Source organism: Mycobacterium sp. URHB0021, assembly GCF_054057895.1.
Genome location: NZ_JBSRZT010000001.1, coordinates 309,932 through 334,239, shown reverse-complemented (window position 1 = coordinate 334,239; position 24,308 = coordinate 309,932). Strand labels below are relative to the sequence as shown.

Annotated in this window: 26 protein-coding genes and 1 pseudogene; 10 read left to right on the top strand and 17 right to left on the bottom strand. The window is 62.2% G+C overall.

Annotated features, from left to right (window positions below; all coding sequences use genetic code 11):
• Positions 1-155 precede the first annotated feature (155 nt).
• The 7 genes and pseudogenes from ACVWWN_RS01605 to ACVWWN_RS01575 all read right to left on the bottom strand — a co-directional run bounded on the left by ACVWWN_RS01605 (position 156) and on the right by ACVWWN_RS01575 (position 6,195).
• The gene (locus tag ACVWWN_RS01605) at positions 156-1,547 is read right to left on the bottom strand and encodes a hypothetical protein (RefSeq protein ID WP_457142299.1); all 1,392 of its coding nucleotides are present in this window, start codon (positions 1,545-1,547) and stop codon (positions 156-158) included.
• Positions 1,544-2,971: a purine-cytosine permease family protein gene (locus ACVWWN_RS01600; RefSeq protein ID WP_457142298.1), complete on the bottom strand. Its 1,428-nt coding sequence runs from the start codon at positions 2,969-2,971 to the stop codon at positions 1,544-1,546. The genes ACVWWN_RS01605 and ACVWWN_RS01600 overlap by 4 nt, the downstream gene beginning before the upstream one ends.
• A gap of 431 nt (positions 2,972-3,402) precedes the next feature.
• Positions 3,403-3,663 carry a hypothetical protein gene (locus ACVWWN_RS01595; protein ID WP_457142297.1) on the bottom strand — a complete coding sequence of 87 codons (261 nt, stop codon included), beginning with the start codon at positions 3,661-3,663 and terminating at the stop codon, positions 3,403-3,405.
• Positions 3,664-3,907: 244 nt separating this feature from the next.
• Positions 3,908-4,069: a hypothetical protein gene (locus ACVWWN_RS01590; protein WP_457142296.1), complete on the bottom strand. Its 162-nt coding sequence runs from the start codon at positions 4,067-4,069 to the stop codon at positions 3,908-3,910.
• 187 nt (positions 4,070-4,256) lie between these two features.
• Positions 4,257-5,101 (bottom strand): annotated as a pseudogene (nadE, locus tag ACVWWN_RS01585) (ammonia-dependent NAD(+) synthetase).
• 376 nt (positions 5,102-5,477) lie between these two features.
• Positions 5,478-5,762: a hypothetical protein gene (locus ACVWWN_RS01580; RefSeq protein WP_457142295.1), complete on the bottom strand. Its 285-nt coding sequence runs from the start codon at positions 5,760-5,762 to the stop codon at positions 5,478-5,480.
• On the bottom strand, positions 5,734-6,195 hold the full coding sequence (locus ACVWWN_RS01575) for a VOC family protein (protein ID WP_457142294.1): 462 nt from the start codon (positions 6,193-6,195) through the stop codon (positions 5,734-5,736). Before ACVWWN_RS01575 ends, ACVWWN_RS01580 begins: the two co-directional genes overlap by 29 nt.
• A 732-nt stretch (positions 6,196-6,927) precedes the next feature.
• Between ACVWWN_RS01575 and ACVWWN_RS01570 the strand changes: the two genes are divergently transcribed.
• From ACVWWN_RS01570 to ACVWWN_RS01530, 9 genes are all read left to right on the top strand, one after another.
• On the top strand, positions 6,928-7,206 hold the full coding sequence (locus ACVWWN_RS01570; RefSeq protein WP_457142293.1) for a hypothetical protein: 279 nt from the start codon (positions 6,928-6,930) through the stop codon (positions 7,204-7,206).
• Positions 7,207-7,239: 33 nt separating this feature from the next.
• Entirely contained in the window at positions 7,240-7,542 is a 303-nt protein-coding gene (locus ACVWWN_RS01565) for a hypothetical protein (protein ID WP_457142292.1), read from the top strand.
• The gene (locus ACVWWN_RS01560) at positions 7,539-7,829 is read left to right on the top strand and encodes a hypothetical protein (protein WP_457142291.1); all 291 of its coding nucleotides are present in this window, start codon (positions 7,539-7,541) and stop codon (positions 7,827-7,829) included. Before ACVWWN_RS01565 ends, ACVWWN_RS01560 begins: the two co-directional genes overlap by 4 nt.
• A gap of 243 nt (positions 7,830-8,072) precedes the next feature.
• On the top strand, positions 8,073-8,393 hold the full coding sequence (locus tag ACVWWN_RS01555) for a hypothetical protein (RefSeq protein WP_457142290.1): 321 nt from the start codon (positions 8,073-8,075) through the stop codon (positions 8,391-8,393).
• A gap of 36 nt (positions 8,394-8,429) precedes the next feature.
• Entirely contained in the window at positions 8,430-9,389 is a 960-nt protein-coding gene (gene ligD / locus ACVWWN_RS01550; protein ID WP_457142289.1) for a non-homologous end-joining DNA ligase, read from the top strand.
• A 357-nt stretch (positions 9,390-9,746) separates the two neighbouring features.
• Positions 9,747-10,013 carry a hypothetical protein gene (locus tag ACVWWN_RS01545; protein ID WP_457142288.1) on the top strand — a complete coding sequence of 89 codons (267 nt, stop codon included), beginning with the start codon at positions 9,747-9,749 and terminating at the stop codon, positions 10,011-10,013.
• A gap of 244 nt (positions 10,014-10,257) precedes the next feature.
• Positions 10,258-10,782, top strand: coding sequence for a DUF2510 domain-containing protein (locus ACVWWN_RS01540; RefSeq protein WP_457142287.1), 525 nt, complete (start codon positions 10,258-10,260; stop codon positions 10,780-10,782).
• 116 nt (positions 10,783-10,898) lie between these two features.
• Entirely contained in the window at positions 10,899-12,683 is a 1,785-nt protein-coding gene (locus tag ACVWWN_RS01535; protein WP_457142286.1) for an AAA family ATPase, read from the top strand.
• Positions 12,684-13,021: 338 nt separating this feature from the next.
• Complete coding sequence (locus ACVWWN_RS01530) at positions 13,022-14,065, top strand: hypothetical protein (RefSeq protein WP_457142285.1); 1,044 nt, start codon at positions 13,022-13,024, stop codon at positions 14,063-14,065.
• A gap of 556 nt (positions 14,066-14,621) precedes the next feature.
• Here the strand turns inward: ACVWWN_RS01530 and ACVWWN_RS01525 are convergent.
• The 10 genes from ACVWWN_RS01525 to ACVWWN_RS01480 form a co-directional block, all read right to left on the bottom strand.
• Positions 14,622-15,766 (bottom strand): IS3 family transposase gene (locus ACVWWN_RS01525; protein ID WP_457142205.1). Its coding sequence is split into 2 segments (ribosomal slippage): positions 14,622-15,499 and positions 15,499-15,766, totalling 1,146 coding nucleotides; the frame shifts between segments, so codons are not numbered across the junction.
• A gap of 228 nt (positions 15,767-15,994) precedes the next feature.
• A complete protein-coding gene (locus tag ACVWWN_RS01520; RefSeq protein ID WP_457142284.1) occupies positions 15,995-16,249 on the bottom strand; it encodes a hypothetical protein in 255 nt (84 codons plus the stop codon).
• Positions 16,250-16,375: 126 nt separating this feature from the next.
• Positions 16,376-16,756, bottom strand: a complete 381-nt coding sequence (locus tag ACVWWN_RS01515; protein WP_457142283.1) for a hypothetical protein — start codon at positions 16,754-16,756, stop codon at positions 16,376-16,378.
• 84 nt (positions 16,757-16,840) lie between these two features.
• Positions 16,841-17,134: a hypothetical protein gene (locus ACVWWN_RS01510; protein ID WP_457142282.1), complete on the bottom strand. Its 294-nt coding sequence runs from the start codon at positions 17,132-17,134 to the stop codon at positions 16,841-16,843.
• Between the two features lie 137 nt (positions 17,135-17,271).
• The gene (locus tag ACVWWN_RS01505) at positions 17,272-18,012 is read right to left on the bottom strand and encodes a hypothetical protein (protein WP_457142281.1); all 741 of its coding nucleotides are present in this window, start codon (positions 18,010-18,012) and stop codon (positions 17,272-17,274) included.
• 222 nt (positions 18,013-18,234) lie between these two features.
• On the bottom strand, positions 18,235-18,588 hold the full coding sequence (locus ACVWWN_RS01500; RefSeq protein WP_457142280.1) for a hypothetical protein: 354 nt from the start codon (positions 18,586-18,588) through the stop codon (positions 18,235-18,237).
• Positions 18,585-18,839: a WhiB family transcriptional regulator gene (locus tag ACVWWN_RS01495; RefSeq protein WP_457142279.1), complete on the bottom strand. Its 255-nt coding sequence runs from the start codon at positions 18,837-18,839 to the stop codon at positions 18,585-18,587. Before ACVWWN_RS01495 ends, ACVWWN_RS01500 begins: the two co-directional genes overlap by 4 nt.
• 166 nt (positions 18,840-19,005) lie before the next feature.
• A complete protein-coding gene (locus ACVWWN_RS01490) occupies positions 19,006-20,391 on the bottom strand; it encodes an AAA family ATPase (RefSeq protein WP_457142278.1) in 1,386 nt (461 codons plus the stop codon).
• A complete protein-coding gene (locus ACVWWN_RS01485) occupies positions 20,391-20,711 on the bottom strand; it encodes a DUF2742 domain-containing protein (RefSeq protein WP_457142277.1) in 321 nt (106 codons plus the stop codon). Before ACVWWN_RS01485 ends, ACVWWN_RS01490 begins: the two co-directional genes overlap by 1 nt.
• 861 nt (positions 20,712-21,572) lie before the next feature.
• Positions 21,573-22,382, bottom strand: a complete 810-nt coding sequence (locus ACVWWN_RS01480) for a tyrosine-type recombinase/integrase (RefSeq protein WP_457142276.1) — start codon at positions 22,380-22,382, stop codon at positions 21,573-21,575.
• Positions 22,383-22,519: 137 nt separating this feature from the next.
• Between ACVWWN_RS01480 and ACVWWN_RS01475 the strand changes: the two genes are divergently transcribed.
• The gene (locus tag ACVWWN_RS01475) at positions 22,520-23,923 is read left to right on the top strand and encodes an IS1380 family transposase (RefSeq protein WP_457142275.1); all 1,404 of its coding nucleotides are present in this window, start codon (positions 22,520-22,522) and stop codon (positions 23,921-23,923) included.
• Positions 23,924-24,308 lie beyond the last annotated feature (385 nt).

Sequence of the window (24,308 nt, the reverse complement as noted above, 5' to 3'; positions counted from 1 at the left end):
ATCACCCACTCGGGTTGGAGTCCCACCGCACGGCTTGCGACGCGAGGCGTCTCGACTGATGGTTCGGGGGAGATTCGCTCGTCGGGTGCCCGATAGTCGGTTCGCGCACGGATCGACGTGCCGACATTCAATAGCGGTGGTGAGCCAAGGGCCGCCTATGCACTGCCATTGAAGTTTGCGACCAGCTCGCGCGCCACCTGTAGGGCCTCATTGGTGCAGCGTGTGGTCAACTCCAGCCAATCCTGCGCGCTGGCGTCGGTGGCTCTGATGTTGACCTCGTCGGACCACCGCTGCTGGAGTGGGTCGAATCGCCGCCGGACAACGGGCTGCCGCTCGAGGTAGGCGCTGCCCAGATCGTCTCCTGCGACGGTTTCCAACAGCCGCTGAAACATCCACCAATAGGAGTCCGTCGAAAACGTGTCGGCCGCCGCACCTTCGGGGTTCGGTCCGGCGCCATGTTGCGTGCCTGCCTTGGCCAGAACTGCCGGCAGATCGGGCGCCATCACCGAGACCGGGAGATAGACGCTGGTGCACGGAGTGGCCGCGGCCCACCACATGAAGGGCTCTGCAGCCTCGGGAAGGACGGCGACCATCGAGGCCGCGGTGTTGCCCCAGGTGAACCCGGCGGGGTGGTCATGCATGCACAGCGTGAGGAAATCGGGCCGCGCCGGGTTGAACAAGGGACCGGCCAGGAAAGTGTCCTCGTAGTGGTCGCTGAGCACCCGGCGCGCGTCACCAAACCGCACCCGGCCGTGCGCCTTGAGTGTGTCGTCAAGCAGCTGACGCGACCGCTGCAGCCGAATGTGGGAAACCTGCAGCGGCACTTTGGGATCCAAGAATGTCGCAGCGAAATCGAGCTTGTCGGGTCCGACCGTCCAACCGTGGGCATCGGCGTGGCGGCGCAGATCGCCGGCGCACTCGTCCCAGTCGCCGCGGATCGTCGCCTCGTTGGACAGCGACCACGACGGCTCCACGACTTGACGTGCCGCCCAGCGCGATCCACTCGTCTCGAAAACCCACACCTGGCGAGGGTCGGCGATCAGATAGGCGTTGTCGTAGGCGGCTCCGGCGCGGCTGGCGCCGCGGGTACCTTCCCCCCACTGACCGTACTGCTCGACGAGATCGGCCATCACCGCAACGGCGTCGTGTGAGGTCGGGGCGCGTTCCAGGGCGAGCCTGACCAATTCCATGCCCAGGATGCCCGGCCGCGGCTCGTCACCGGCCTCGGCCCGCATGACGTTGGTGGCGAGGTCGCGGGTGAAGAGCGCTTCGTTGCCGATCGCCACACCCGCGGCGTTGAGGCCCATCTCGTGTCCCCAACACCAATACGGAGACGAGCCCAAATGCGCAAGGGTCTCCACGGTGTCGTCGATGTCGACGTAGGCGAGATGCTGGGTCGTGCCGGCTGGGCGGGCGGGCACCCGACGTAACGGCTGGCATTCTCGTGCCGGCCTGTCGCTGTTCTTGCCAAGTATGGTCCGCGCGTCGGTGGTCGGGCGCACGGCGAAGGTGTCACAACTCCACGGCCACACAGCGTCTGGCTTCACCGGACACCCTCCTCGGCGGTGGCCGGGCGCGAGTAGTACCGCCCGCCGGTGAATTTGGTGATCATCACATGCAGAATCGGTCCCAAAATCATCGCCACGAACGAGGCCAGGTAGATTGGATAGACCTCCAAGATGCCCAGCGCGCCGACAGCGACCGCGATGCCCAGCGACAGCAGGCCGCAGGGATTCCACCGTCTGACGTCGGACTCGTGGAATTCGATGTCCTCCGTGCGGCCCAGCTTCATCATGCGCCGGCAGATGAAGTAGTCCGCAAGGATGATCAGCACCCAGGTGTTGGTCAGCACCCCGGTAATGGCCAGGAACGTTCCGAGGTGGTTGATCACGTTGGTGGCGTAGAAGACGACGCCGAAGAACCAGACCAGGAACATCCACCACGGCCGTCCGGGTTTGAAATGCGCCGCTACCTCGAAGCCACTGGCGAGCGCGATGGAGCCCGAGTAGAGGTTCATGACGTTGATCCGGATCTGGGTGATAAGCACGAAGAACACCCCGGCCAGGCCCATGATGTGGACAAACATGAACCCGGGATCTTGAGCGTTGGACTGCGCATCGGGCCCGGTCAGTTCGTGGTAAAGCGTCGCGCCGATGAAGCAGCCGAGAAAGATCACCGTGAACATCGGAATCAGTTCGAGCAGCATGATCGTGGCCGTGCCGCGGTAACGGATCTGGCGGTCGGCGAATCTGCCGTAATCCGTCGCCATCAATCCCTGAAAAATCATCTGCCCGTTGGCCAAGCTCAAGGCGCTGAGCATGGCGGCCATCGTGACCGGGCCTGTCGCGTCCCACCCCAGCACTCCGACCGGGTCGTGGTTGGCCGCCAGTTCGATCAGCGCCCACGCGAGCAGAACGAGGAAGATCGGGAAGCCCCACGACTGCAGGAACGACATGGCGTGCATGCCTCGCCAGACAAAGACAATGGTGAACAAGCCGACCAAGGCGAAGATCACGATGCCGCGAACGGAGTTGATCGGGATGTCGAAGTAGATCGCGATGGCGTGCGAGACGATCGTTCCCTCGAACAGGAAGTAGTAGATGTAGTTCACCGCGTAAATGAACGACGTAACGGCGGCGCCTCGGCTGCCGAACCCGAGGCCGCGGCTAAGCAGGTTCTGAGACAGCCCTTCGCCGGACGCGACGCGCATAGTCAGCATGCCGACCAGCACGGCGCCGATGAAGAAGTAGCCAATGGGAATCAGCAGCCACGGCCAGCCGACCAGGAAGGTCTGTTGCGCGCCGAATGAGAAGAAGAACATGGCCGTGGCGTTGCCGAGCAGGACCATGCTGATCGCCGGAATCGGCCAGCGGAGGTTACCAGGGACACGTTCGGTGGCGAAGCTTTCGATCTGGTCATCCAGCGACGTCGTCGGTCCACGGAACCATCTCGTCAATACCCCAGCTGCCATGGCCTCGCCTCCTACATGGGGGTTTACCGAACACAGGGGGCTTACCGAACAGCGGAACGTCAAACCCAACGTGAGCCCCGCCCAACGGGCAATCATGCTGCAGTTCGCCCAGATTCTGTGGTCGAGTGTGCGCGACCGCCGTGGCCGGACGTAGTGAACGCCGCGCTGGGCCGGGGTGCACCCGAAGTTCCATTCACCATGGGTAGCAACCCTCATCCTGGGCACGGTCGCCACGGTGTTGTGCTTCGCGAACCGCGCGATTCTTCCGGGCCGGTGACCGGATGCCGGCTGGCCGTATTCTCGGGCGGAACGCATCACGCCGCCCGCCGAGGTCGCCACCGCGCTTTGTCCCGGCAACGATGTCCTACACCTGCTGCGCCTGCGCACCCTCGACGACGACCCGTATCTGATATCGAGGACATCTGGTTGCCTCAACCGGTGATCTCCCCAGTCGAGTCAGTAGGTATTGGGAGTGGGGAGATCTGCTCCGCCCCACCTATGAGCGTCTCCCCGGCTTGCTGTTCGCGTTGCAGGCGCTCATGGTGCTCGGGGAGCCGGGTGTAGAGGTTTTCGATGCGGCGGAGCAGGCCGAGCTGTTTGGGGCCGGAGACGTCGCGTCCGTGGATGGAGCGCCCGCGGCGAGTAGTTCTCGCACGCACAGCGGGGTCACCGTCTGCGAGGTCCAAGACCACGGTGAGCTCCCTAATCTTCTCGCCGACCTGGCATTGCGTACACGACCCCCGCGTCTCTTCGTCGCTGGTAGCAGCGGCCTAGTGGACCCCACCCCCGAGCAAGACGAGGAGGTCCTCGGCTCCTGGTGCGCCGCGGTCGCGACCACTCTCATCGACGAAATACATTGTGCAGCACGCTGATTAACGACAATGTGTTCTCCCATTGGGTTCCGAACACTAGCTCTAAGAGTGGTTGCCCAATTGATCACATGCATTCGCCGTGCATCGTGTCGCGGTAGCGGGATTCTCCGGGGCCGATTTGGTGCTTGCCGACGGACCCGATCGCCGTTGGCGGCGAACGCCTTGCGATGGCCAGGCCGATGCCTGCCGCTGCCGCTACCACCATCACCCGTCGTCCGTTGCTCATTTCGGCTCCGCCCGACGCCAGCTGAGAACCGAGTTGACGGATTTGCCTCCGGACTGGATGGCTGCGGTGGTGTCCAAATGCAAGCGTGTCATCTTCGATTCTTACTGCGCGCGGCTGTGTTCGCCAATTCTGTTGGGATACCGCGAGACGAATGTCGAGTGGGTCTGTTTTCCTCATTGACGTCGAATCAGGTGCCTCGCGAGACCTCCCAGCCGGCCGGGGTGACGGGCAGCGCCCGCTTGTGTCCGGTGCGCCGGTACCAGCCCAGGATCGTCGCCTCGTCGGCAGGGTCGACGTCGCCGCCCTCGAGGTAGTCGTCGACGACGGCGTAGCGAACACCGAGGGCCAGCTCGTCGGGGATGAGCGGCGTGTCCTCCTCCAGGTCGGCGGTGGGCACTTTCACGATGAGGTTCTCCGGGATGCCAAGGTGCTGGCCGATGTCGCGGACCCGGCGCTTCGGGAGGCCGTAGAGCGGGGTGAGGTCGGCGGCGCCGTCGCCGTACTTGGTGAAGAAGCCGACGACCGCCTCTGCCGCGTGGTCCGTGCCGACGACGAGCATGTTGCGGGCCCCGGCGACGGAGTATTGGGCGATCATTCGCTCGCGCGCCTTGACGTTGCCCTTGACGAAGTCGTCCCGCTCGTCGGCGATCGAGATGCCGGCGCCCGGCAGGCGTCCCAGATGCCGTCGACAGCGCCCTTGATGTTGAGCGTGTACACCTCGTCGGCCGCGATCGCCGCCATGGCCTGGTTGGCGTCCGCCTCGTCCTTCTGGAGGCCGTACGGCAGCCGAATCGCCACGAACGCGGCATCGCCGCCCTCGGCTCGCACCCGCTCGCACGCCAGCTGGCACAGGCGTCCGGCCACCGTGGAGTCGACGCCACCAGAGATGCCGAGCACCAGGCCCTGGGTGCTGGTGTGCTGCACGGACTCCGCGAGGAAACGGATGCGGCGCTCGGTCTCGCAGACGGCGTCGAAGTCGGCGACGACCTCCAGGTCCTCGATGATCAGCTGCTGGGTGTCCCTGTCGGTCATGGGGCGAGGCTAGCAACGACGCTGCGGTGTTCGTGACCGCGTCCGGGGAGGCGCGCGGGTGCCGTGGCGGCGGCTGCCGCGGGTGGTCGACGAGACCGGCGGTCCGGTGCGGTCGTTCCGTAGTTTCGGATGGGACTTCCGGGCTTCCCTCCGCGTCTGATCGGTGATGCTGAGTGTTGCGATAGGCGACCCTCCTATTCGGCAGGCAACGGGTTCTCTACCCGTTTCGGTCAGGTGGCTGTCGTGTTCTGGCAGTCAAAATCGGCGTCGGAGGCAGAGAGTTGCGACCATTCCCTGTGAGGCTTCCCTCGGGCCACCCGATACTGGACAGTGATCGACGACGACCTGCGTCGTCAGAACGCGGATTCACAGTTGTCTACCCTTCGCTGACGCTCGACAACAATCTGCAAAGCAGCACAGCTGAACTCGCCAACGCGATGAGGGACCAGTTAGAGAAGTCATTATTCCGGCCGCCAATGGCGGCAATGGTCTGGATGGCCGAAGTGATTTGGCGCTCTTGAACCTCGCCCAGTATCCGGCGATCCGTGTCGAGGTGGCCAACTTGAATAATGCCGGCGATGCAGCGCAGGCAGAGACCCCGGAAGGCCGACAGCGATATGCCGACGCCGCGGTCAGAGGTATCGCCTTCTACCTCGCCCAAAAGGGCAAAATAGGCGAACGACACGCAGGTGCACACCATGGGTCGAGCGCGAATCTGAGCCATAGGGGAGCCGCGGATGATTGGTCTGCTCGCGCTGCAGATCTCGCTGATGGGTCAGCACGTTGACGACGTTGGCGGCCGCATCGGCGAAGAAAAACCGTCGGACGCCCCAGTCCTCGTTGCTCAGCGGATGCACGATCTGCAACCCGGTGTCGACGGCGGCTTGGTAGGCGGAGTCCACGTCATCGACCTCGATGGACACCATCGAGTTAACGGGCGCTGTCGCGTCCTTTGTCATCAAGCTGAACTGGTGGCGGAGGTCGTCGTCGGCCAGCGTGGCGATCCAACCAAGGTTCATCACTTCGCGAAGTCCGAACACCTGCACGTAGGCATCGCGCGCCGCATCGACGTCGGACACGGTGAAGACCGGCATCACACGGCGCACGGTGCAGGTCCCAGTAGGTCGTCGGCGTCCTGGATAACGTAGCGGTAGCCCTGCTCGGGCTGCAAGAGCCTGCCCAGCCGCATGAGCAATAACAGTACTGCGCCCGACCTTCGGGGCACTCTGACGCCACGTCGCAGCATGGGTTTCCTTCACGGGCGCGACGACCGCCAAATTGACCGAGACTCAGCGCACAATCCGTCGTTCGCCAGGTTTGATGCGGTAAGCGCCAAGTTCACTGAGAACGGACAATTATCACTAATGCTAATCGCCTGTGGACAGCGCCTCTCGCGTTAGGTTGACGCAAACTAGCTTAACGGCATGCGAATGCGCTGTGGAGCACAGTCATTGACAGCCGGTTGCTCAATCCAGGGAAATAGCAGTCAACCCATAAAGGGTGCGAGCCCTCCCACTTCGGGCGCGGTCAGCGTTGGCGCCTTGTCGGCGACCTCTGTTCGCAGAACGCCGGCACACAGACAGGGGAGGGGAGAGGAGGCAGCCCGGAGTGGTTCATGAGAGGTCAATCGACGAGCTCGTGTTGCGTAGCGCGGCAACCATTCGGTAGCAGCGTAAGGACGACGCTCGCGATAACTGATTCAATCCCAGTATCGCGCACCATTAACTTGCACTTCAAACGGTGTATCTAGAGCAGCTAGACAGCGGTGCACCACATACGCACCACAGTCGCTGGAGCGGACTTCCTGAAGACCAGGAAGGACGAACATGACCACCGCAATCCCTGACGGCGCAACCCCGTTCGGTGCCACAACACACGACGAGTGGCAGGACGACGACCCGCAGCCTTACCGAATCGTCTTCAGCACTGACCGAACCGTCACAGATCACCCCGTGAGGGTGTCGACGTCCGCGGTCCAGTGGGCCGACGGCAGTATCGACGGCGGGGCAATCGAAGCCCCCTACATCTATGTCTACGACCTCGGCGAGAGCCGACCGCTTAACAGAGCGACCAGGCCCGCGAGTTGGCGGCGGGCTTCTCCTTGAGTCGGCAGCCGAGGTTGACGGGTGGGTTACGCGATGACCGCCACACCCAACGTGCCGATGCCTACTGGCGCCGTACGTGTCGAAGAGTGGGAGGGAGAAGGGCACGACCGCGGTCGGTTCTTCCTTCACCCTCCACTGGAAGTCAGCGACGTAACGGTGGCCATCCGCGGTGTGCAGTATTCGGACGGCAAAATGGGGCGCAGCGCTCTCCTACAGCTTCATCCCTCCGTCGAGAGCATTGGAGCGGACTTCACGCCGCGGTATGCGCGCCGGCTCGCGGCGATGCCGCAGAACCTCGCTGATACCTGCGAGATCCTCGACGAGGCTGGGCAATGACCAGCACCCCCACACCCGGTAACTTCAGTTCCACGATCAGCTTCGAGGACATCATCGCCGCGTGGGGAGACGAAGTCCCCTGCGAGAGTGTTCACAAGTGCGGCGAGCCCTCGGCCTGGCTAGTCGACGTCCACGGCTGCGAACGTGTCTCCGCCTGCACTACCCACGTCATGCTTTGGCTGCAGGCAGTGACCGTCAAGATCGCTACTTTCGGTTATGTGCGCTGCATCCACGGCGACAAACGTTTCGCGACCGTCGAACAGCTAGGCAGACCGCGGCCACTCTAGTTTTCTGCATAGAACAGGCCTGCGTCCGCCTTAACCTGAAGTTCCCTCCATCGGCCCGCTGCCTAGATCCCCAAAGGTGGCTAGCCGAACCCATTTCGCAGCACTTCGGCCCGTGTACCGCAGGCGGATAACAACGTACATTTTCTGTATGCGTCCAGGTCAGACGCCACGACGGCGACTTCTGATTGTCGTTGTCAGCTCTGGCGTGTATCGCGCTGGACCCCGCCGCGAACGAGGGGGCAGATGAAGAAGCCGGAGGACTCCCCAAGGCAGCCCTGGGACCAGGAGACTGCATGGTCGTTGACAGATCGATTCTGGGGGGATGAATCGACTGACATGGCTGGCTTCAGCCAGCGGGAAGAGGATGAGTTTCTCCTCGCATATGGACCGAGGAAGGTGCGGAAGGCCATCATCGCCCGCCGGACGGCGGACATGAACGAGCGCCAACGTGACGCATTCTTACTGAGGTATGGCTCGCGCAGGGAGCGCAGGGCCATTAAGCACCGCCAGGAGGCGCGCGAACAAGCGGCCGAACAGGGCGCGGACGGCTACACGATCTGGTGATTCCCCTTGGGCTGAGGTAACTAGACTGCGCGTCAGATGAATGCTCGCTCCATCAGCCCGATGTTGGCTACTCTCGGCAGGCCGCCGGTACGGTTCGCGGATTTCGCTGTGGAAGCGAAGTACGACGGGCAACGTGGCCTTGCGGTGGTGGACCGCGGCACCGTGGCGCTCCTGAGCCGCAATGGCGTCGACATTACTCGCACGTTTCCTGAGATCACCACCGCACTTGCACGGTCAGATCGCAGCCTGGTTCTTGACGGGGAGATCGTGGCGCTCGACGAGTCGGGTGTTCCTTCGTTCAGCCGTTTGCAGCAGCGGTGGCCGCAAAATCGCCGGCCCCGGGCTGCATTGCTGCGGCGGGTGCCTGTTCGATACTTCGTCTTCGACGTCCTTCAAGCCGACGGCCGCGACCTCATCCGCGAGCCTTACTCGGCACGCCGCGCTCTTCTGGAGGAGGTCGCGTCCACCGACGTTGGCGTCGTCCAATTCCCGGCAAACTGGGCCGGAGCGGATCCCGCAGTGGTGCTCGCAGCGTCAGCAGAACTGGGGCTTGAAGGCATCGTCTGTAAGCACATGGACTCCCCCTACACCCCCGGGCTGCGCTCACGGGACTGGATCAAGACACCCCACCGCAAGCGAAGCGAATTCGTGATTGGCGGCTGGCTCCCCGGCATGGGGATCAATCGACACACCGTGGGAGCGGTCCTCGTCGGCGCCCACACCACAGATGGTTCCCTAACGTTCTGTGGAGCTGTCGGCGCCGGCCTCAGCGGTATTGAGCGACGACGCCTTACGTCAGCCCTGACACCCTTTCGCCGCAGCACCTCCCCCTTCGCGGCTACCCCCTCGGACATCGCGCCCTATGCGAGCTGGGTTGAGCCTGTGCTCGTCGGAGACGTCGAGTACCGCGAGATGAATCGGTCGACGCTTCGGCATCCGTCGTGGAAGGGCCTACGGGTCGATGTAGCTAGCGATCTCGTCGCGCTGCCCGCCTAATCCCGTCTCCGGCCGCGCTTAGGCTGTAAGAGTGTTGGGCGAACTGGTGCAGACGGCTCGCGGGCAATGGATCACGAAGGCCCCGTCCCGCTGCGTGAACGGCCATCCCCTTGGCTCCAAACAAGTGCAGGTAGGTCACGCCGCATGTCTCGGCCACGGAGGCGGTGGTCACGTCACGTGGCGATGCGTCACATGCGATCAGGTGTTGTACGGGCCGCCGTTAAACACGCACTGCACAGTGCTGGATGGGCCGGCCACCGTGCGTATATCCACCGCATCCCTCTGAGTTTTGACTCGACGGCGACACGCTGTGGTCGATCCAGGCTTTCGAAGCCGCCTTCATGGCAGGCTCCAGCTATGGCGTTTACCATCCATCTGCAGTACATGTCGGGCGACGATCACACCCAAAACGGTGTCCACGATTACTCGGACGACGCGACGTACCGATACACCGACAGCGGCCAACTCATCGTCAAAAAGGGAGTCGAAGAGCCGACAATTCACTATGGGACCAACGATGGGGATACATCGTCGCAGACCATGACCATGGGCCTGGCCGCAAGAAGGGCGAGAAGCGCGGGGGCGCCGCAGTCTTCAAGTGACCTCGTTGGTCGAGTCGCCTAAGCAATCTCCTCGGGCAACACCGGATACCACCAGTCAACGCAGGCTTCTGTCTCGTCGATAGACGACCACGGTTTACGCGCCCTCGCTCAACATAGGCAGCGAGCCGACGCCTGCCCTCGTGATAGGCGCCTCCGAGGTCTGCCTACCCGCACGTGATGACCAAGAAAGCATCGGCCTCTGCGGCGGTAACGGTCGAGCGGATAAACCGCCTGCGATCAGGAAAACGCCGCCGTACGCTGCCCTCATGGATCCGGGGGAAGAACGGGCGATTACAGGGCCGCTGCATACGCCGCCAGGATGGTATCCGGATCCAGGTGCTTGCGGAGGACACCGATACTGGGACGGCCAACAGTGGACAGCACATCAGCAGCCCAATACCAACAGCGACTGGGCACAACGGCCTCCGGTACGCCCTAATAACCGCGCTACTTGGAAGCGTAAAAACGCATGGGCTGCGGTCGGTGTGATCGGCGCACTGATTGGGGTCGTCGTGGTCGTCGCAATCTCCAGCACCGACAGTGTTGATAAGGACGGAATATCGTATCGTCTGGGGCAAGAATGGGGTAACGACATCGCGGGTGCGGCAGTCCGACGTGGCGGCCAATTGCCGCCCACGCCAGGTGATTTCGAGTTCGAGTGTGGAGCACGAAGCAGTACCGTGGCGTCTGAAGGAATTCACGGCGGCCAAATCGAACTGTCCTCCGATGAAGTTGATCGCGATGATTATGAGGCTGGCTGCATGGACGCAGTTCGTGAACGACTCAATTAATGATGTCGGCGGCAGTGCGATGAGATACTTCATGCGCTGCCGCTCAACTGCACATTGCACATGTATCGACGGTCCGGCACTCGCGCGATCTCATCGAGCCGACGGCATGGTGATGCATGACTATCCGTGACTCATCGAAGGATTGGGGTCCACTCGAAGGCGGAGACGCAACAAATTTCGGCTTTGCGATCACCGGTATCCGAATCGGTGACGGAAACCTAATAGAACTGCCGGGAGCGGGCAGCGTTATCGCGATCGTTGGCGCGAACAATGTCGGGAAGTCAACGCTGCTTGAACAGATCTACAAGCGCCTGTCGACCAACAAACTCCAAGAACCGCTGACGCCAGTCGTCGTAACAGAGCTCTCCGAACCTTGGTCGGGATCCCTCGCCGACCTGCGAGCCTGGCTCGTCATCAATGGACAGATCGACGAGACGAACGGCCCCCCGCATGTGCGCCGAAGCGGAGCGATTAATCGGATGCCGCTCGACAACGCAGCGGAAACGCGAAAGCTATCCGGCCCGGGCGGTCTCGCCCCCTGGTTCATCTCCAACCAAAGTCCCATGAACCGGATCAGTAACTGTGACCCCATGGGCCGGCTTGATGATCCAGACGCGACGCCGCAACATCCGTCCCAGATTCTTTACGGTGACCTCGCCAAACGCGAAAAAGTGCAGCGGTTCGCGGAGCGGATGTTCGACATCGTCCTGCACTTTGACGCAGTGAGCACCAATGTCGGTTTCCGCGTGGGCGATCCCGCAGTCGAGCCCCCGCGAGTCAACGTGGTGGACAAGCACTACACGAGAGCCGTTCAGAAGCTGCCGCGATTGGCCGACCAGGGCGACGGGATCAAGTCGGCACTCGGCGTCATCATCCCGCTCATCACAAATGAGTACCCCCTGACGCTGATCGACGAGCCGGAAGCCTTCCTACACCCGCCGCAAGCCAAGTTGATCGGCTCCGAGATGGGTTCACTCGCGAAGGCGAATCGCGCTCAGATAATCGTCGCAACACACGACAAAAACGTTCTTCAGGGTCTCGTGGAAAGCGATGCGCCGTTGTCGATCATCCATCTGAATCGCGTTGAAAACACCACGACAGCAAAGCATCTCGCGGCCGAGGACATCACACAGCTGTGGAGGGACGCGACGCTACGCTATGGCGATGCGCTCAACGGACTGTTCCATCGCGCTGTCGTTGTCACGGAGAACGATCGCGACTCCCGCTTCTACGCGGCCGCTATAGACTCGGCGCAGGAAGCAGCGACACCCCGGCCTCCCGCTCATAACCTGATGTTCCTAGGCAGCAATGGCAAGCAAAACATTGCGCCGATCGCCGACCGCCTTATCAAACTTGGGGTTCGCACGGTGGGCTGTCCAGATCTGGACATCCTCAACAATGAGGCCAGAATTCGCACCCTAGTTGAGGCACACGGGGGCATTTGGGATCACATTGAAGGTCTATATAGGCGGGCCACGAGCGAGTTCATGGGCACACCGCGGCCGCTTCGGGTCGAGCGTGTGAAGCGGAAGATCGCCGAGGTGTTTAGTCGAACCGAGGACACGGAGATCGTCACCGAAGATCTCGCGGCAAGACTCGCAGATGCGGTCAAGATCCCGAAAACCAAGTGGAGTGAACTGAAGGAGTACGGGGACCGCGCATTCAGGTCCGACCCAGCGGCAGCTTCCGCACTACTTGATGCGCTCGACGATCTAGGAATTGTTGTAGTCAGGGTCGGCGAGCTCGAACGCTTCGCCAAGAGAGTCAAGGCCCCAAAGGGGCCCGAATTTCTACCTGTGGCACTTCGCGAGAAGGTCCACGAGACGCAGGAAGCGAGGCAGCACGCGCAGCGCCTTCTCAAAGCGGCGGGAATTCCCATCGAGCCGGACAGTCCCCTGTAGACGAGCCCACAATAGCGGAGTATTCGCTTCTCAACGCCTAGGTGTGCTCCGCCCGAACCAAGTCTAAGTTGGACACCCGGCATGTCCTGGCCACGGACATGTCACATGGGCGGATGCTAGACGTGCGATCGCGGTGCTTTACGGGCCGCCGTTGAATGCTGATTGCGCGTGTCTCGATGGGCCAGCGGCCGTGCGCATCTCTAACCTCAAAGCGTGAACGCCCCCGCCTATTTGACGACATCGAGCGGACTGACCCCGCACCGGCTTACGACACCGAAGATTCGTTTCACTTCTTGAACAGGGTCGCCCGTCCGCAATGGGCAAAGGTCCGCCGACTCTTGGAAGCTTGGTACGGCGAATACCCAGAATCATCGAAAACAGATCTGAGAAGTCGCTTCCGCGAGCCTGGCGCCGGACAGCATTACGGCGCGTGGTGGGAGCTATACATCTACACCCTCTATCGACGCCTTGGCTATTCAGTCACTACCCACCCGGAACTGCCGAATACCAGCCGACAGCCCGACTTCCTCGTCAGCCGCGGACAAGCGAGCGCGTATATCGAGTGCGCTGTTTCCTTCGCAGTTACGGGATCAGGCAAACGCTCATCCGGTCAGCAGGCATGGATCTTCGAAGCTACTAACCAAGCGAAGAATCCAGATTTTTTCGTCGACCTCGAGATCCGACGATCCGGGACTGAACGCCCAAAGGCGTCGGAAATCGTAAGGCCGCTGGAAAACTGGCTCTCATCACTGGATGCGAACTCTGTCTCTACCGAAATCGCTAGCGGCAAAGGTGTACCCGAACTAGTTCTCGATATTAGAGGCTGGCAACTCGAATACAGTGCCTGGCCGGTGGAGCCTGAGCACCGAGGCGAGAAGGGCCGCATCCTCGGCATCTACCCAGTGTCAGAGGCATTCATCAACAACGAGACGCAGCGTGTGCGCAGCATAGTGAGGCGCAAGGGCGGACGTTACGGCCTGCCGGACAAACCGTTGGTCCTCGCCATCTTGAACACTTCTGGATTCATCGAGGAAACTGAAGTAGCAGAAGCCCTCTTCGGCTCGATTGCGGTCGAGTATTACCAAGGAGATCCTCAGTCCGTTCGGTGGGTAAGGCGGCGCGATGGATACTGGCGCCAAGGACCACCGATCCGGGGCTCGCGAGTGTCTGCAGTACTGCACGGCGAGAACATTTACCCGTGGAGAGTGTGCACTGCAGTGCCGAAGCTATGGATCAATCCGTGGGCGGAAATGCCACTGGGGGCACAACTTCCCTTTGAAGCGCGCACCGCGCGCGACACAGGCGAAGTGTTCCCCGCCGCAGAAGCATCTGTCTCCGGGCCTGCGCTGTTCGATCTGCCACCCGACTGGCCGGGCTTTTAGCGCCGACACGCCCCACCGCGTTGTCCGTGGCTTGTCGGTCGGTGGCCAAGTCGACAGTTGAGCAGAAGCCAGAGTTCTAAAACGCTCCAAGGCGGTTCGCTACGTCGTTCAACATGCGATCCGCGCCCCACGCCGAGGCGGCGACCCACGCAAGCTCCCTCTTTGACTGTCGATCGACATCCGGACCTTCGGCAGGCTTGTAACCGACATCGTGTTGCGGCTCCGCCCAAGCGTGCATGAAAAGCGTACGTAGCTGAAGTTCGAACGTCGTCGGCATGTGCCGATTGGAGATCCCAACCGTCAGGCTTCAAGTGCTCCGGTATTACGAATATGTAGTGGTCAGACTCGTAACCGAACTCGTCTGGCTCCTCGGGCTCTTTCGCAATGTATTCCACAGGCCCAAACCTTGACTCGACTCGCTCTCGCACGATTGGTAAGTCGTCACGGAAGAACGTGATCACCCGTCCCGCTACCTGGTCTTCGATTTCGGCAAGGGGTGGCGAGTCCCCGTTTCTTAGTCCACCCGTTTCTAGAGTCGGGTTGGTTTGATCCAGATTCAGTTGATGCTGCAGGCCACCGGGGTGTGGGTGCACCTGCAGACCGCAGCGTACTCAGCCGGCGTGCGGTAGCCCAGCGCCGAGTGGCGGTGTCGGTGGTTGTGTTCCTCCTTGAAGTCGCCGATGACCACCCGGGCCTCGAGCAGGGTGTTCCAGTGGTTGCGGTTGAGGCACTCCTTGCGTAGTCGGTTGTTGAACGATTCGATGTGTCCGTTGTTCCACGGCGTTCCCGGCGGGATATACGACATGCCCGTCTTGCCGTCGCAGAACTGTTGCAGCGCTTGAGAAATGAACTCCGGCCCGTTGTCCATCCGCAACACCTTCGGCGGCCCGCCCGCCGCCACGAATACCTTCTTGAGCTCGTCGACCAGTCTGTCGGCGGTGATCGACCGTTCCACGATATCGAGCAGCGAGACCCGGGTGTGTTCGTCGATCATCGAGGCGATCTTGATCGCCTTGCCATCGATGGTCGAGTCGAACTGGAAGTCGATCGCCCACACCACGTTCGCGGCGTCGGCCTCGACCGGCGGGATCGACGACACCCCGGCCCGCTTACGCGGACTGTGCACCCGCACCTGCAGGCCCTCCTCGCGCCACAGTCGATGGATCTTCTTCTTGTTGACCTCACGGCGCTCGTCGTAACGCAATGCCGCCCAGGCACGGCGGAACCCGTGACAGGGATGTTTGGTGGCGTAGGCGCGAAGCCAGGCCCGCATTTCGGTGTCGGGATCAGCGGGGGTCTGCGCCTGAGGAAGGCGGCGGCAGGTGGAGCGGGCTAGCCCAACGGCTTTGCACGCCAACCGTTCCGACATACCCAACGTGGTGGTGAGCATGTCGACGGCGCGGCGCTTGGCAGTTGGGCTCAGAATTTTCCCTTGGCGACCTCCCGCAGGGCGTCTTTGACCAGCTCGGCTTCGGCCAGCAGCCGCTTGAGTCGGGCGTTCTGCTCACGCAGTTCTTTGAGTTCCTTGGCGGCGTCGGTGTCCATCCCGCCGTAGGCGCGGCGCCAGTTGTACAACGTCGCCGCCGACACCTCAAGCTCAGCGGCGATCTCCTCGCCGGTCTTGCCCTCCGCGGTCAGCTCATCCGCACGGCGCAATTTGCGCACGATGTCCTCCGCGGAATGCCGCTTCCGACCAGCCATACGTTTCATCGTCCCTTCTGGCCCGACATCGGGCCACAGGACTCTAGAACTTGCTGGACTCATTCAGTGGGAACACGCCAGACGTGGTATGCGTACGCTGATAGCAACGAACCGGCAGGCACTCGAGTTCTCTCCTTGCGAATACAAACTTGCGATTCGCACTGATACTCTCAGGTTGAGCCGCCCCTCCGTGGCTGTTTTGGGCCAGAAGCCCTTCATTGTTGAAAGTCACAGCAAATTCATTTCTAGAGTTCCCGGCTCCATGGTGTCGTCTGGAAACACTAAGACATTCATAATCGACCGGTCTCGGAGTAACCCCGTCAGTACATCTTTTGGAACACCGAGTCGTTGCGCCCGCAGCATAGCCTTGGCGACCGACACAGAGGCCGCGGCCGCCAATCGTTCCGCGAAGTCCCGTTCAGCATCATTTCGAACGCGCGCGCCCAGCCTCGATTGCTCAGCGGTGTCGAGCGCCAGCAGCAACCGCGGATCATCCAGACATCAGACGATAGACGTCGACTCCCTGTCCCGCATCTCCCGGATCACCCCAGACCAGACACCCGGCACATGAACCCGCCGGCTGCCCGCCGAGCCCTTCCGCCTAGCCATCTAGCTCCGCCCCTTGGCCTCGTTATGAGGACGCCAACGCGAATTCGCCGCCCGCTGCTTGACAGGATCCTTGCCGTCATCGCGCAACTGAATCCCGGAGATCACCCGAGCCAAAGCAGCACGGGTCTGCGTCGCCTCACCCACAGCCGGATTCAGATGCACAACACCCGACTTCGACGTGTTGCTCAACCCCTCCGAATCGATGAGCCCCTCCAACTCGACAATGCGGTCCTGCAAAGCCTCCGCTATCGACAGCAACTCAACTTCTTTCGCGTCAGGCTCCAACTCCTCGGCATCCATCTCTTCACGAAGACGCGCCACAAGGGCCGCACCCGACGAATCAGTGACCTGCGAGTTCGTCACTTTTTCTCCGTTCTGCATTGCAGAGATCATTTTCCGCAGCACCTACCGGGGCTTCCGCGAGCCCGGGCGCAGGGGTCCTGGCGGGGTGGGTGCACGCATTCCTCAGTTCTCCGTATCTGGGTCTGAACTGTCCTCGGCGGAGGCACGGCGGCGTTCCTCCTCGATCTTCTTCTTCCAGTCCGCGACAGCGCTTTGCCGCATGATGCGATAGTTGCCCGTCTCCTCATGCCAGACAGCGACGAGTGGGCCGGCTCCGCCGTTACCTGTGGCGCAGGCGTGGATGTAGATCTGGCCAGGGCCGGTGCCGTGCTTGTCGCACATGTTCGCTGCAGCAGAACCGGGTGTCAGGACGATGCCGACGGTGACGCCGGCTGCGACTATGGCGGTGCGGATCACGGGTGTCTCCTACTTTTGTTTGGTTGGGTGGCGCAGTCGCCACGGCTTGGAGGCCGGCCTGGTTGGCGACTGCGCCGTTGATGCCTGCGTGCTGCGCCCGTCCGAGACGTGGGGAGCGCCCACGGCGGACACCAGGATTAGGCGGCGTCAGGGTCGTATCCGCGTGCGTCGGTGATGACGGTGGTTGCGAGGCCCTTGCCGAACGATGCGCGCAGGCTCCGGGCGTTGAACTCGGCGATGATGGCGGCTTGCTTTGCCTTCTTCAGCCTCTTTGCGGCCTGGGCGTATTCGGGTACGACTTGCCCGACGGCGGTGTCGATCCAATCCGATGGATGTCCGTGTGCCGCCAGGTAGGCCGGCAGTTCTTGCAGGAGTGTGCCGAGTTGTTCGCCGTCGGCGTCAGCGATGAGCTTTTGCGCTTTACCGAAAGCACCTTCCTTGGCGCTGTCGAGCACGGCTTTTGTACGGTCCCAGTAGCGACCAGCGCGGAGTTCGGCCGCGACGTCGCCGTTCGGCGACAGGCCGGCGCGGATCCTGTCGACCTGGGCGGCCGCCTGGTCTGCCCGAGCGCGAACGTTGGCCAATGCGGTGTCGACTGCTTTGGCGGCTTCGGTGTCACTGAATTTTGCGATCTGCGCGGTCAGGCCCTCTGGCGAATAGTGTTCTCGCGGAATGCCGTCGAGGAACTTTTCGAACGCGTCCTTCGCGTGGCTGAAGGCGGCGTGGGCTTGCTCAACAATGCTGCCGTCCACCTTCACGGCGCGGACAGTGACTTGTGGGGGCTGGAACGGCGGCTCCGGTGGTGCGGGTGGCCGATAGCCACGTTCTTCCGCGGACGGTGTCCACCCGACTCCATTGAGGACTTCATAATCCGGCACTTTGCGTTCCTTCCGATGAGGTTCTGGGTTGCTCAAGTTATTTCGCGGGTTGTCGCTGGGCGCTGCTAGCCAACGTTCTTCACATCGACGGCCGTACTACGGCCCCTTCGGCGCTTCGCGGGGTAGCACTGATCCTTCGGCGGCCTCACGCGCCGCACGAGGGCTGCGTACTCGGCTTCGTCCAATTCGCGCAGGTAGCACGAAACAGCGAGCTCAAATACCTCAACCGCAGTCATCTAGTGTCGCCTTCCAAGCCTTATATTCGCTGACGTCGTGTCGGCGAAAGACCCAATGCCCTTCGACTAGCAGGCCGCCAATGTCCTTTGCGATGCGCCCCACATGCTCTGGAGTGCAACGTAGTTCGGCGGCTACCGCTTTCGAGCCCATCAAGTCCGGCTCTAATCTTTCCGCACCACAATCGGATTCATGTTCGTCGGCGAACATGAGGAGATCGTCGAGTTGCTGACAGACGTCACGGAGTTCACGCCGTACCCGGATGCCTAGGAGTTTCGACAGTTCGATGTTCTGCCAGAGCCCGCGTACCGCCCACTCGATCTGCCACTGTGTGGCCTTCACGCTGCCGCCTTGTCTTGCTTGCCGTACACGCAGCCGCCGACAACGCCGCGGGGCCTTCTGTTACGCGGCAGTCCCTGAACCCACGCTTCGCACGCATCCAGGACAGGGCAGCTGTGACACAAATGGCTGGCGTACTCGGTGATTTCGGGGTTGTCGATCTCGTCGAATATCTGCCACCTGTTGAGACACTTCGCGCCGCTTAGATCCGGCAGGGCGGCAAGGGCTGCGGCTAAGGAGGCCCAATCGCTCATCGCTTCCCGCCTCCCGCGATGGCGAACGATCCGTCACGACGTGAACAGAAGCCCATCGCCGCGGCGCGGACCCAGTGGCGGTGGTCGCACAGGGGGCACATCACGCATACCAATTGCTTCCCGTCGGCAAGCTGCCGACGCGCACGAACTACAGCCGTTCTGCTCATCAGGTGGACCCGTTCAGACGAGCCTGGGCACTGGCTACGGCATCCTGACGCGCCACGAAGGCGCACTCTGCGCAGAGGGCAGTTTCGTTGTCCGGCAGTAGGGCTTCACCACACACGCAGACCGAGATCTCGGCCTTCTGAAGGTTGAGATCTCCACGCGCGTTGGAGACCGCGTGGAGCACACGGTCGGTCTGCCCCGGAGTACTGGCCGTGAGACCACCTGGTGCAGTCGCGCCCGTCTCACGCAGTTGGCGCGACTGTGTATTTGGCTCAGTCGCGCCATCCTGTTTGTGCAGGTCGTCGCCAGTTGCGCCAGTCGCGCCAAGGTTTTGAGAGACGGGGGTGACCGTGGCGCAATTGGCGCGACTGGGCAGCTGCCACCAGGTGAGCCGCGGGAAGCCACGACTCTCGATGACCACACCCAATGACTTCACTGCGCGCTGCAGCGTCCGCTCACGGATGCCCGCCTTGGCCGCGTCAGCCTTGGCCGCTTTGGATGATGCTGCGCCTTGCTCGGTGAGGTAGTCGTGCAACCATTGCTCGGCCTCAGTTGTTGCACCCCTGTCGTCGTGCGGTTCAGCCAGCAGGCTGAGTGCCGTGTGGTCTGTGTGGCCCTCCCACTGCACCCGTGCGACACCGTGATCCCCGGCGCCGACGAGCCGGTACGCGAGCGAGTTCGGTGTCGTGCCCAGGTTGGATTTGACGGACGCAAGCACCCGGCGCTCGGGGTCGTCAGGATCGGATGCCACTAACAGGCCGCCGCGGGCGGCGCCGACGATGCCAATGGACCCACCACCGCGGTAAAGCGGATCGGCGCCCTTGGCCTTGTTCAGGTGGCGCAACAGTAGAACGGTGCAGCCGGTCCGGTCAGCCAGGGATGAGAGGCGGTTCAATACCCGCCTGATGTCCTGGTCTTTATGCGCGTCAGTCCCGGTCGGGAGATAGGCCATGATCACATCGACCACCAGTAGGCGTGCTGAGTACTCGGTAATCGCTCGCTCGAGTAGTTGCACGTCGCCCAGAGTTGGTGGCCGCAAGGTTCCTTCGTCATCGACAGGTACACCCTCGATCGCAAACACTTGGTTGACGTCTGCCCCGGCGGCGTCGAGTCTGGGCCGCACCGTGTCTGCTAATCCGTCTTCGGCGGACATCAGCAGAACGGCGCCTTGGTGATCGCAGGTGGTGCCGTCTGGCCACCTACCGCCACTGGTGACTACAGCGGAGAATTCGTCAGAGAGCGTCGACTTGCCGAGTCCTGGATCCCCGTCCAGCGTGACGAGCTTGCCCATAGGCAGCCAGCCAGGCCAGAGCCACGAAACCCTTTCGGGCTGAACATCGGCCAATCTAGTTAGTGTGAATTTGGGCTCTGCAGGTACATCTAACATCAGGCTGCACCTCGTTCAAGCCAAGGGTGTTGTGATTCAAACTCGGTACGGTGTCTGATCCGCTGGGCTACCGCCGCCCAGTCGCATACAGCCGAAATCTTCTGTGCTGCTTCGCAGTACTGTTCCTGAGAGATCTCCACTCGCAGAGCGTGGTGTTGAGCGTAGTCGAGTAATGCGGCCCACTTGCGTCTGTCGCCCGTAGGCAATTCGCACCATGCTGGTGTGCCAGCTGCTGGATAGTGCCCGGCGGTGTCGAGGTATCGCTGCACGAACTCGTGAACCGGCCAAAACGCCACCTGTTGGGATTCAATTTCTTTCATCAGTGCCCCCCGCCTTTGAGCGGCACACTGGACCCATATGCAGGCGAACTGATTTGGGCGCCACGACCCATTGCCCACACCGTGAGCAACGGCAAGCGAGTCGGTAGCCGAGCCTGGCGGCCTCGTGGAGAACCTTCTGTTCGTGGCGGTCCTCTGCTGTTGCCGGTTCGTGCGGCGCAGCGCTAAACTCGTAGGCATCGCTGGTGTTACGAAGGGGCCGGTCCTGTGGCGGGGCCGGCCTTTTTCGTTTCCGAGTCATGCAGCCTCCGTTGGGCCGGACCGCGTCAAAGCCGTTTCCCAGCGGGGGGCCTCAGCAAGGGGTTTCAACAGGGACTGCACCGACTCCAACGTGATACGGATGTCGCGCGGGCCCAGGCGAAAGCCCACCAGAGTGCCGTCAGATAGACGGCGATCCACGGTTACATGTGACCAGCCGGTCAACGCCATAACTTGTTGCTTTGTAACGAGTTCCGGAAGCCCCGGAATCCCGTGTGAATTAAAGGTTCTAGTCATGAACTAAAGATTCTGAACACGACTTGCGACACTGACCGCGTGACGCGGGCCACAAATCGGCCGTGCGGGCCTGGGCGGAAGAGGATTTGCTTGCAGGTGGCGACCTGATAACCGCGCGGTTTAAGGGCCTTCGGCTGCTTGAGGATCTCATCCTCGAGGCGGTTGACCAGGGCGGCGATGACATGCCCACCTCGGCGGCACACATGTAGTACAAGCCGTGAACGGCATTCAGGGGGTGGAAGTTGTCGACCTGCACGAGGACCTGCACGCCGATCACGTCGCGGAGGAACTACGGCGTTCTTGCTCTTCGCAATGACCTCGTGATGGATCTTGCTCGTCGCGGCATACTCACTTCCCGGCGAGCTGGGCCATCTTCTCTGCGATGACGCGATCTCTGGCTTCGGCGGCGTGTTGATAGCGCATCGCGGCGGCCGGGGTGGAGTGTCCGAGTCTGGACATGAGTTCGGCCAGTGTGGCGCCCGTCCGTGCGGCGAGGACTGCACCGGAATGTCGTGTGTCGTGCCAGCGCAGATCGGGACGCTTCGCCTTGGTGCGCGCCTTGTAGAAGTGTCGGTAGAGGGTTGACGGCTGGAGGTGCCTACCGTTCTTGCCGGGAAACAGCAGTGCGGCTGCCTCCGGCCCAGTGTGTGTTTTTAGGTGGTGTTGTAGCGCCGGAAGGATGTGGGCGGGAATGACGATGTCGCGTATGCCCGCATCGCTTTTGGGTGGGCCGACAACCCATTCGCCTTTGACACGTACAGCTCCGCGGCGAACTTTCACGACGTCCCCGTCGATATCTGCACGGCGAAGTTCTACGAGTTCTCCGAACCGCAAAGCTCCCCAAACCCCGAGCAGGGTCATCGCTTTGAGGTTGTCAGGCATCTCTTCGATGAGAATCTCTAGCTCTTCGATAGTGAGGGGCCGCGGTTTGATTTTCCGACTCACGGAGCCGGCCCCCTCAATCGCGCATGGATTGGCGTCAATGAGGTGCTTAGCGCGTGCTGTCTCGAGGATGGTGCGCATCAACGAGTAGGAATGCGCCCGAAGGGTTGGGCTGCCAACGAGCGTCGCGGCATACCACTTGTCCACCATGTCTCGCGTGATGGATCGGACAGCCTTCTTCCCGAACGTCGGGTTGATGTGCTTCTCCAGCAGCATCTCGTAGTGCGCTTTAGCCTCGATCCACCGATGAACTGTGTGGGGTTTGGGGTGTTGATATGAGGAAAGTGCCCTCTGTACTGGGATGATTGATGTTCCTTACGCATTAATCACCCGAGTTCGGAAAGGCACTTCCGGTGCAAGTGTCGCACAACTTCGTCGCCGCGTCGGCGGTGTTCGACGATGATCATCTCGTGTCGTGTGCCGGGTTGGTGCCGGTGATGACGCTGGCCGCCCAGACACGACTGCCACAGTTGTTGGCGGACAAGATCAACATCGCGGTACCCAGGATCGCATCCGGATCGGCCAATCCATCGCCGAAGCTGACGACCGTGATCGCCTGGATGTGCGTCGGCGCGGACAGTATCGATGACCTGGATGTGGTCCGCAGCGGTGGGATGAAGACGCTCTTTGACGGTGTGTACGCGCCCTCGACGGTCGGAACGCTGTTGCGGGAGTTCACCTTCGGCCATGCCCGCCAGTTGGAGTCGGTGCTGCGTGAGCACCTGGCCGCCCTCTGTCAGCGGGTGGATCTGTTGCCTGGTGCCGATGGGCGGGTGTTCATCGATATCGACTCGCTGTTGCGCCCGGTCTACGGGCACGCCAAACAGGGTGCCAGCTACGGGCACACAAAGATCGCGGGGAAACAGATCCTGCGCAAAGGGCTGTCCGCGCTGGTCGCCACGATCAGCACCGAGACCGGTGCGCCGGTGATCGCCGGCGCCAGGCTGCGTGCCGGCAAGACCAACTCCGGTAAGGGTGCAGCCCGCATAATCGCCCAAACCGTCGCCGCTGCCCGCGCCGCCAGAGTCACCGGCCAGATCCTGGTGCGTGGCGATTCGGCCTACGGCAACGGTGTCGTGGTGGCCGCCTGCCGACGTGCCGGTGCCCGGTTCTCTCTGGTCCTGACCAAGTCCCGTGCGGTGGCTGCCGCGATCGCGGCGATTCCCGAGACCGCGTGGACCCCGGTGTCCTACCCCGGGGCGGTCCGCGACCCCGACACCGGAGGATGGATTTCTGCTGCCGAGGTCGCTGAAACCACCTACACCGCATTCGGTTCCACCGCCAACCCGGTGACCGCCGGGTTGATCGTGCGGCGAGTCAAAGACGCCCGCTACCCCGATGCGCTGTTCCCGGTGTGGCGGTATCACCCGTTCTTCACCGACACCGACGAACCAGTCGACGCCGCCGATATCACCCACCGCCGCCACGCCCTCATCGAGACCGTGTTCGCCGACCTCATCGACGGACCCCTGGCCCACATGCCCTCGGGGCGCTTTGGCGCGAATTCGGCCTGGATCCTGTGCGCGGCCATCGCCCACAACCTGCTCCGCGCAGTCGGCGTGCTCGCCGGCGGCGGTCATGCTGTGGCCCGCGGGGCCACCATGCGGCGGCGCATCGTCAACATCCCCGCCCGGCTCGCCCGGCCTCAACGCAGACCCGTACCGCACCTGCCCAGCCACTGGCCCTGGGCATCAGCGTGGACCACTCTGTGGCACAACACGATCGGATTCAGCCCACCCATCGCCGTCACCACCTGACCAACCGCCGAACAGGCCCAAACCGGAACACCACAGGAAAAGCTGGGCAGACAGCAGATACCCACTGCTCACAGCCAGAAACCACCATCCAGGCCAGCGCTACCCCGACTACGCCAGCTCATCCACGGATCGAGGTTTAGGGGAAGCCTCCGAACGCAACCGCTGCCCTTTGGACAAACTTCAGCTGTGCTTGATCGCGATGTCGACTTGAGTCGGTGTAGCACTGCCGGCCGCCGATGTTGTACGCGTAGCGATCAGGTCGCTAGTTATAAGTCGAATGGAGCCTTGATAAAGCGAGCGGCGTCGTCGTCGGTTCCGCGGCGCTCTCTCGGGCGATGCCTTGACCCGATGGAGAGGGTCTCGGACAGGACAACGCCGTGTCCCG

What these genes read in the sequence shown, in the direction of transcription:
- ACVWWN_RS01535 (WP_457142286.1), top strand. Translation starts at nt 10,899, where the DNA reads ATGACTATCCGTGACTCATCGAAGGATTGGGGTCCACTCGAAGGCGGA.
- ACVWWN_RS01570 (WP_457142293.1), top strand. Translation starts at nt 6,928, where the DNA reads ATGACCACCGCAATCCCTGACGGCGCAACCCCGTTCGGTGCCACAACA.
- ACVWWN_RS01560 (WP_457142291.1), top strand. Translation starts at nt 7,539, where the DNA reads ATGACCAGCACCCCCACACCCGGTAACTTCAGTTCCACGATCAGCTTC.
- ACVWWN_RS01590 (WP_457142296.1), bottom strand. Translation starts at nt 4,069, where the DNA reads ATGAGCAACGGACGACGGGTGATGGTGGTAGCGGCAGCGGCAGGCATC.
- ACVWWN_RS01600 (WP_457142298.1), bottom strand. Translation starts at nt 2,971, where the DNA reads ATGGCAGCTGGGGTATTGACGAGATGGTTCCGTGGACCGACGACGTCG.
- ACVWWN_RS01565 (WP_457142292.1), top strand. Translation starts at nt 7,240, where the DNA reads ATGACCGCCACACCCAACGTGCCGATGCCTACTGGCGCCGTACGTGTC.
- ACVWWN_RS01495 (WP_457142279.1), bottom strand. Translation starts at nt 18,839, where the DNA reads ATGAGCGATTGGGCCTCCTTAGCCGCAGCCCTTGCCGCCCTGCCGGAT.
- ACVWWN_RS01480 (WP_457142276.1), bottom strand. Translation starts at nt 22,382, where the DNA reads ATGCTGCTGGAGAAGCACATCAACCCGACGTTCGGGAAGAAGGCTGTC.
- ACVWWN_RS01515 (WP_457142283.1), bottom strand. Translation starts at nt 16,756, where the DNA reads ATGCAGAACGGAGAAAAAGTGACGAACTCGCAGGTCACTGATTCGTCG.
- ACVWWN_RS01485 (WP_457142277.1), bottom strand. Translation starts at nt 20,711, where the DNA reads ATGAAAGAAATTGAATCCCAACAGGTGGCGTTTTGGCCGGTTCACGAG.
- ligD (WP_457142289.1), top strand. Translation starts at nt 8,430, where the DNA reads ATGAATGCTCGCTCCATCAGCCCGATGTTGGCTACTCTCGGCAGGCCG.
- ACVWWN_RS01490 (WP_457142278.1), bottom strand. Translation starts at nt 20,391, where the DNA reads ATGTTAGATGTACCTGCAGAGCCCAAATTCACACTAACTAGATTGGCC.
- ACVWWN_RS01540 (WP_457142287.1), top strand. Translation starts at nt 10,258, where the DNA reads ATGGATCCGGGGGAAGAACGGGCGATTACAGGGCCGCTGCATACGCCG.
- ACVWWN_RS01545 (WP_457142288.1), top strand. Translation starts at nt 9,747, where the DNA reads ATGGCGTTTACCATCCATCTGCAGTACATGTCGGGCGACGATCACACC.
- ACVWWN_RS01575 (WP_457142294.1), bottom strand. Translation starts at nt 6,195, where the DNA reads ATGCCGGTCTTCACCGTGTCCGACGTCGATGCGGCGCGCGATGCCTAC.
- ACVWWN_RS01555 (WP_457142290.1), top strand. Translation starts at nt 8,073, where the DNA reads ATGAAGAAGCCGGAGGACTCCCCAAGGCAGCCCTGGGACCAGGAGACT.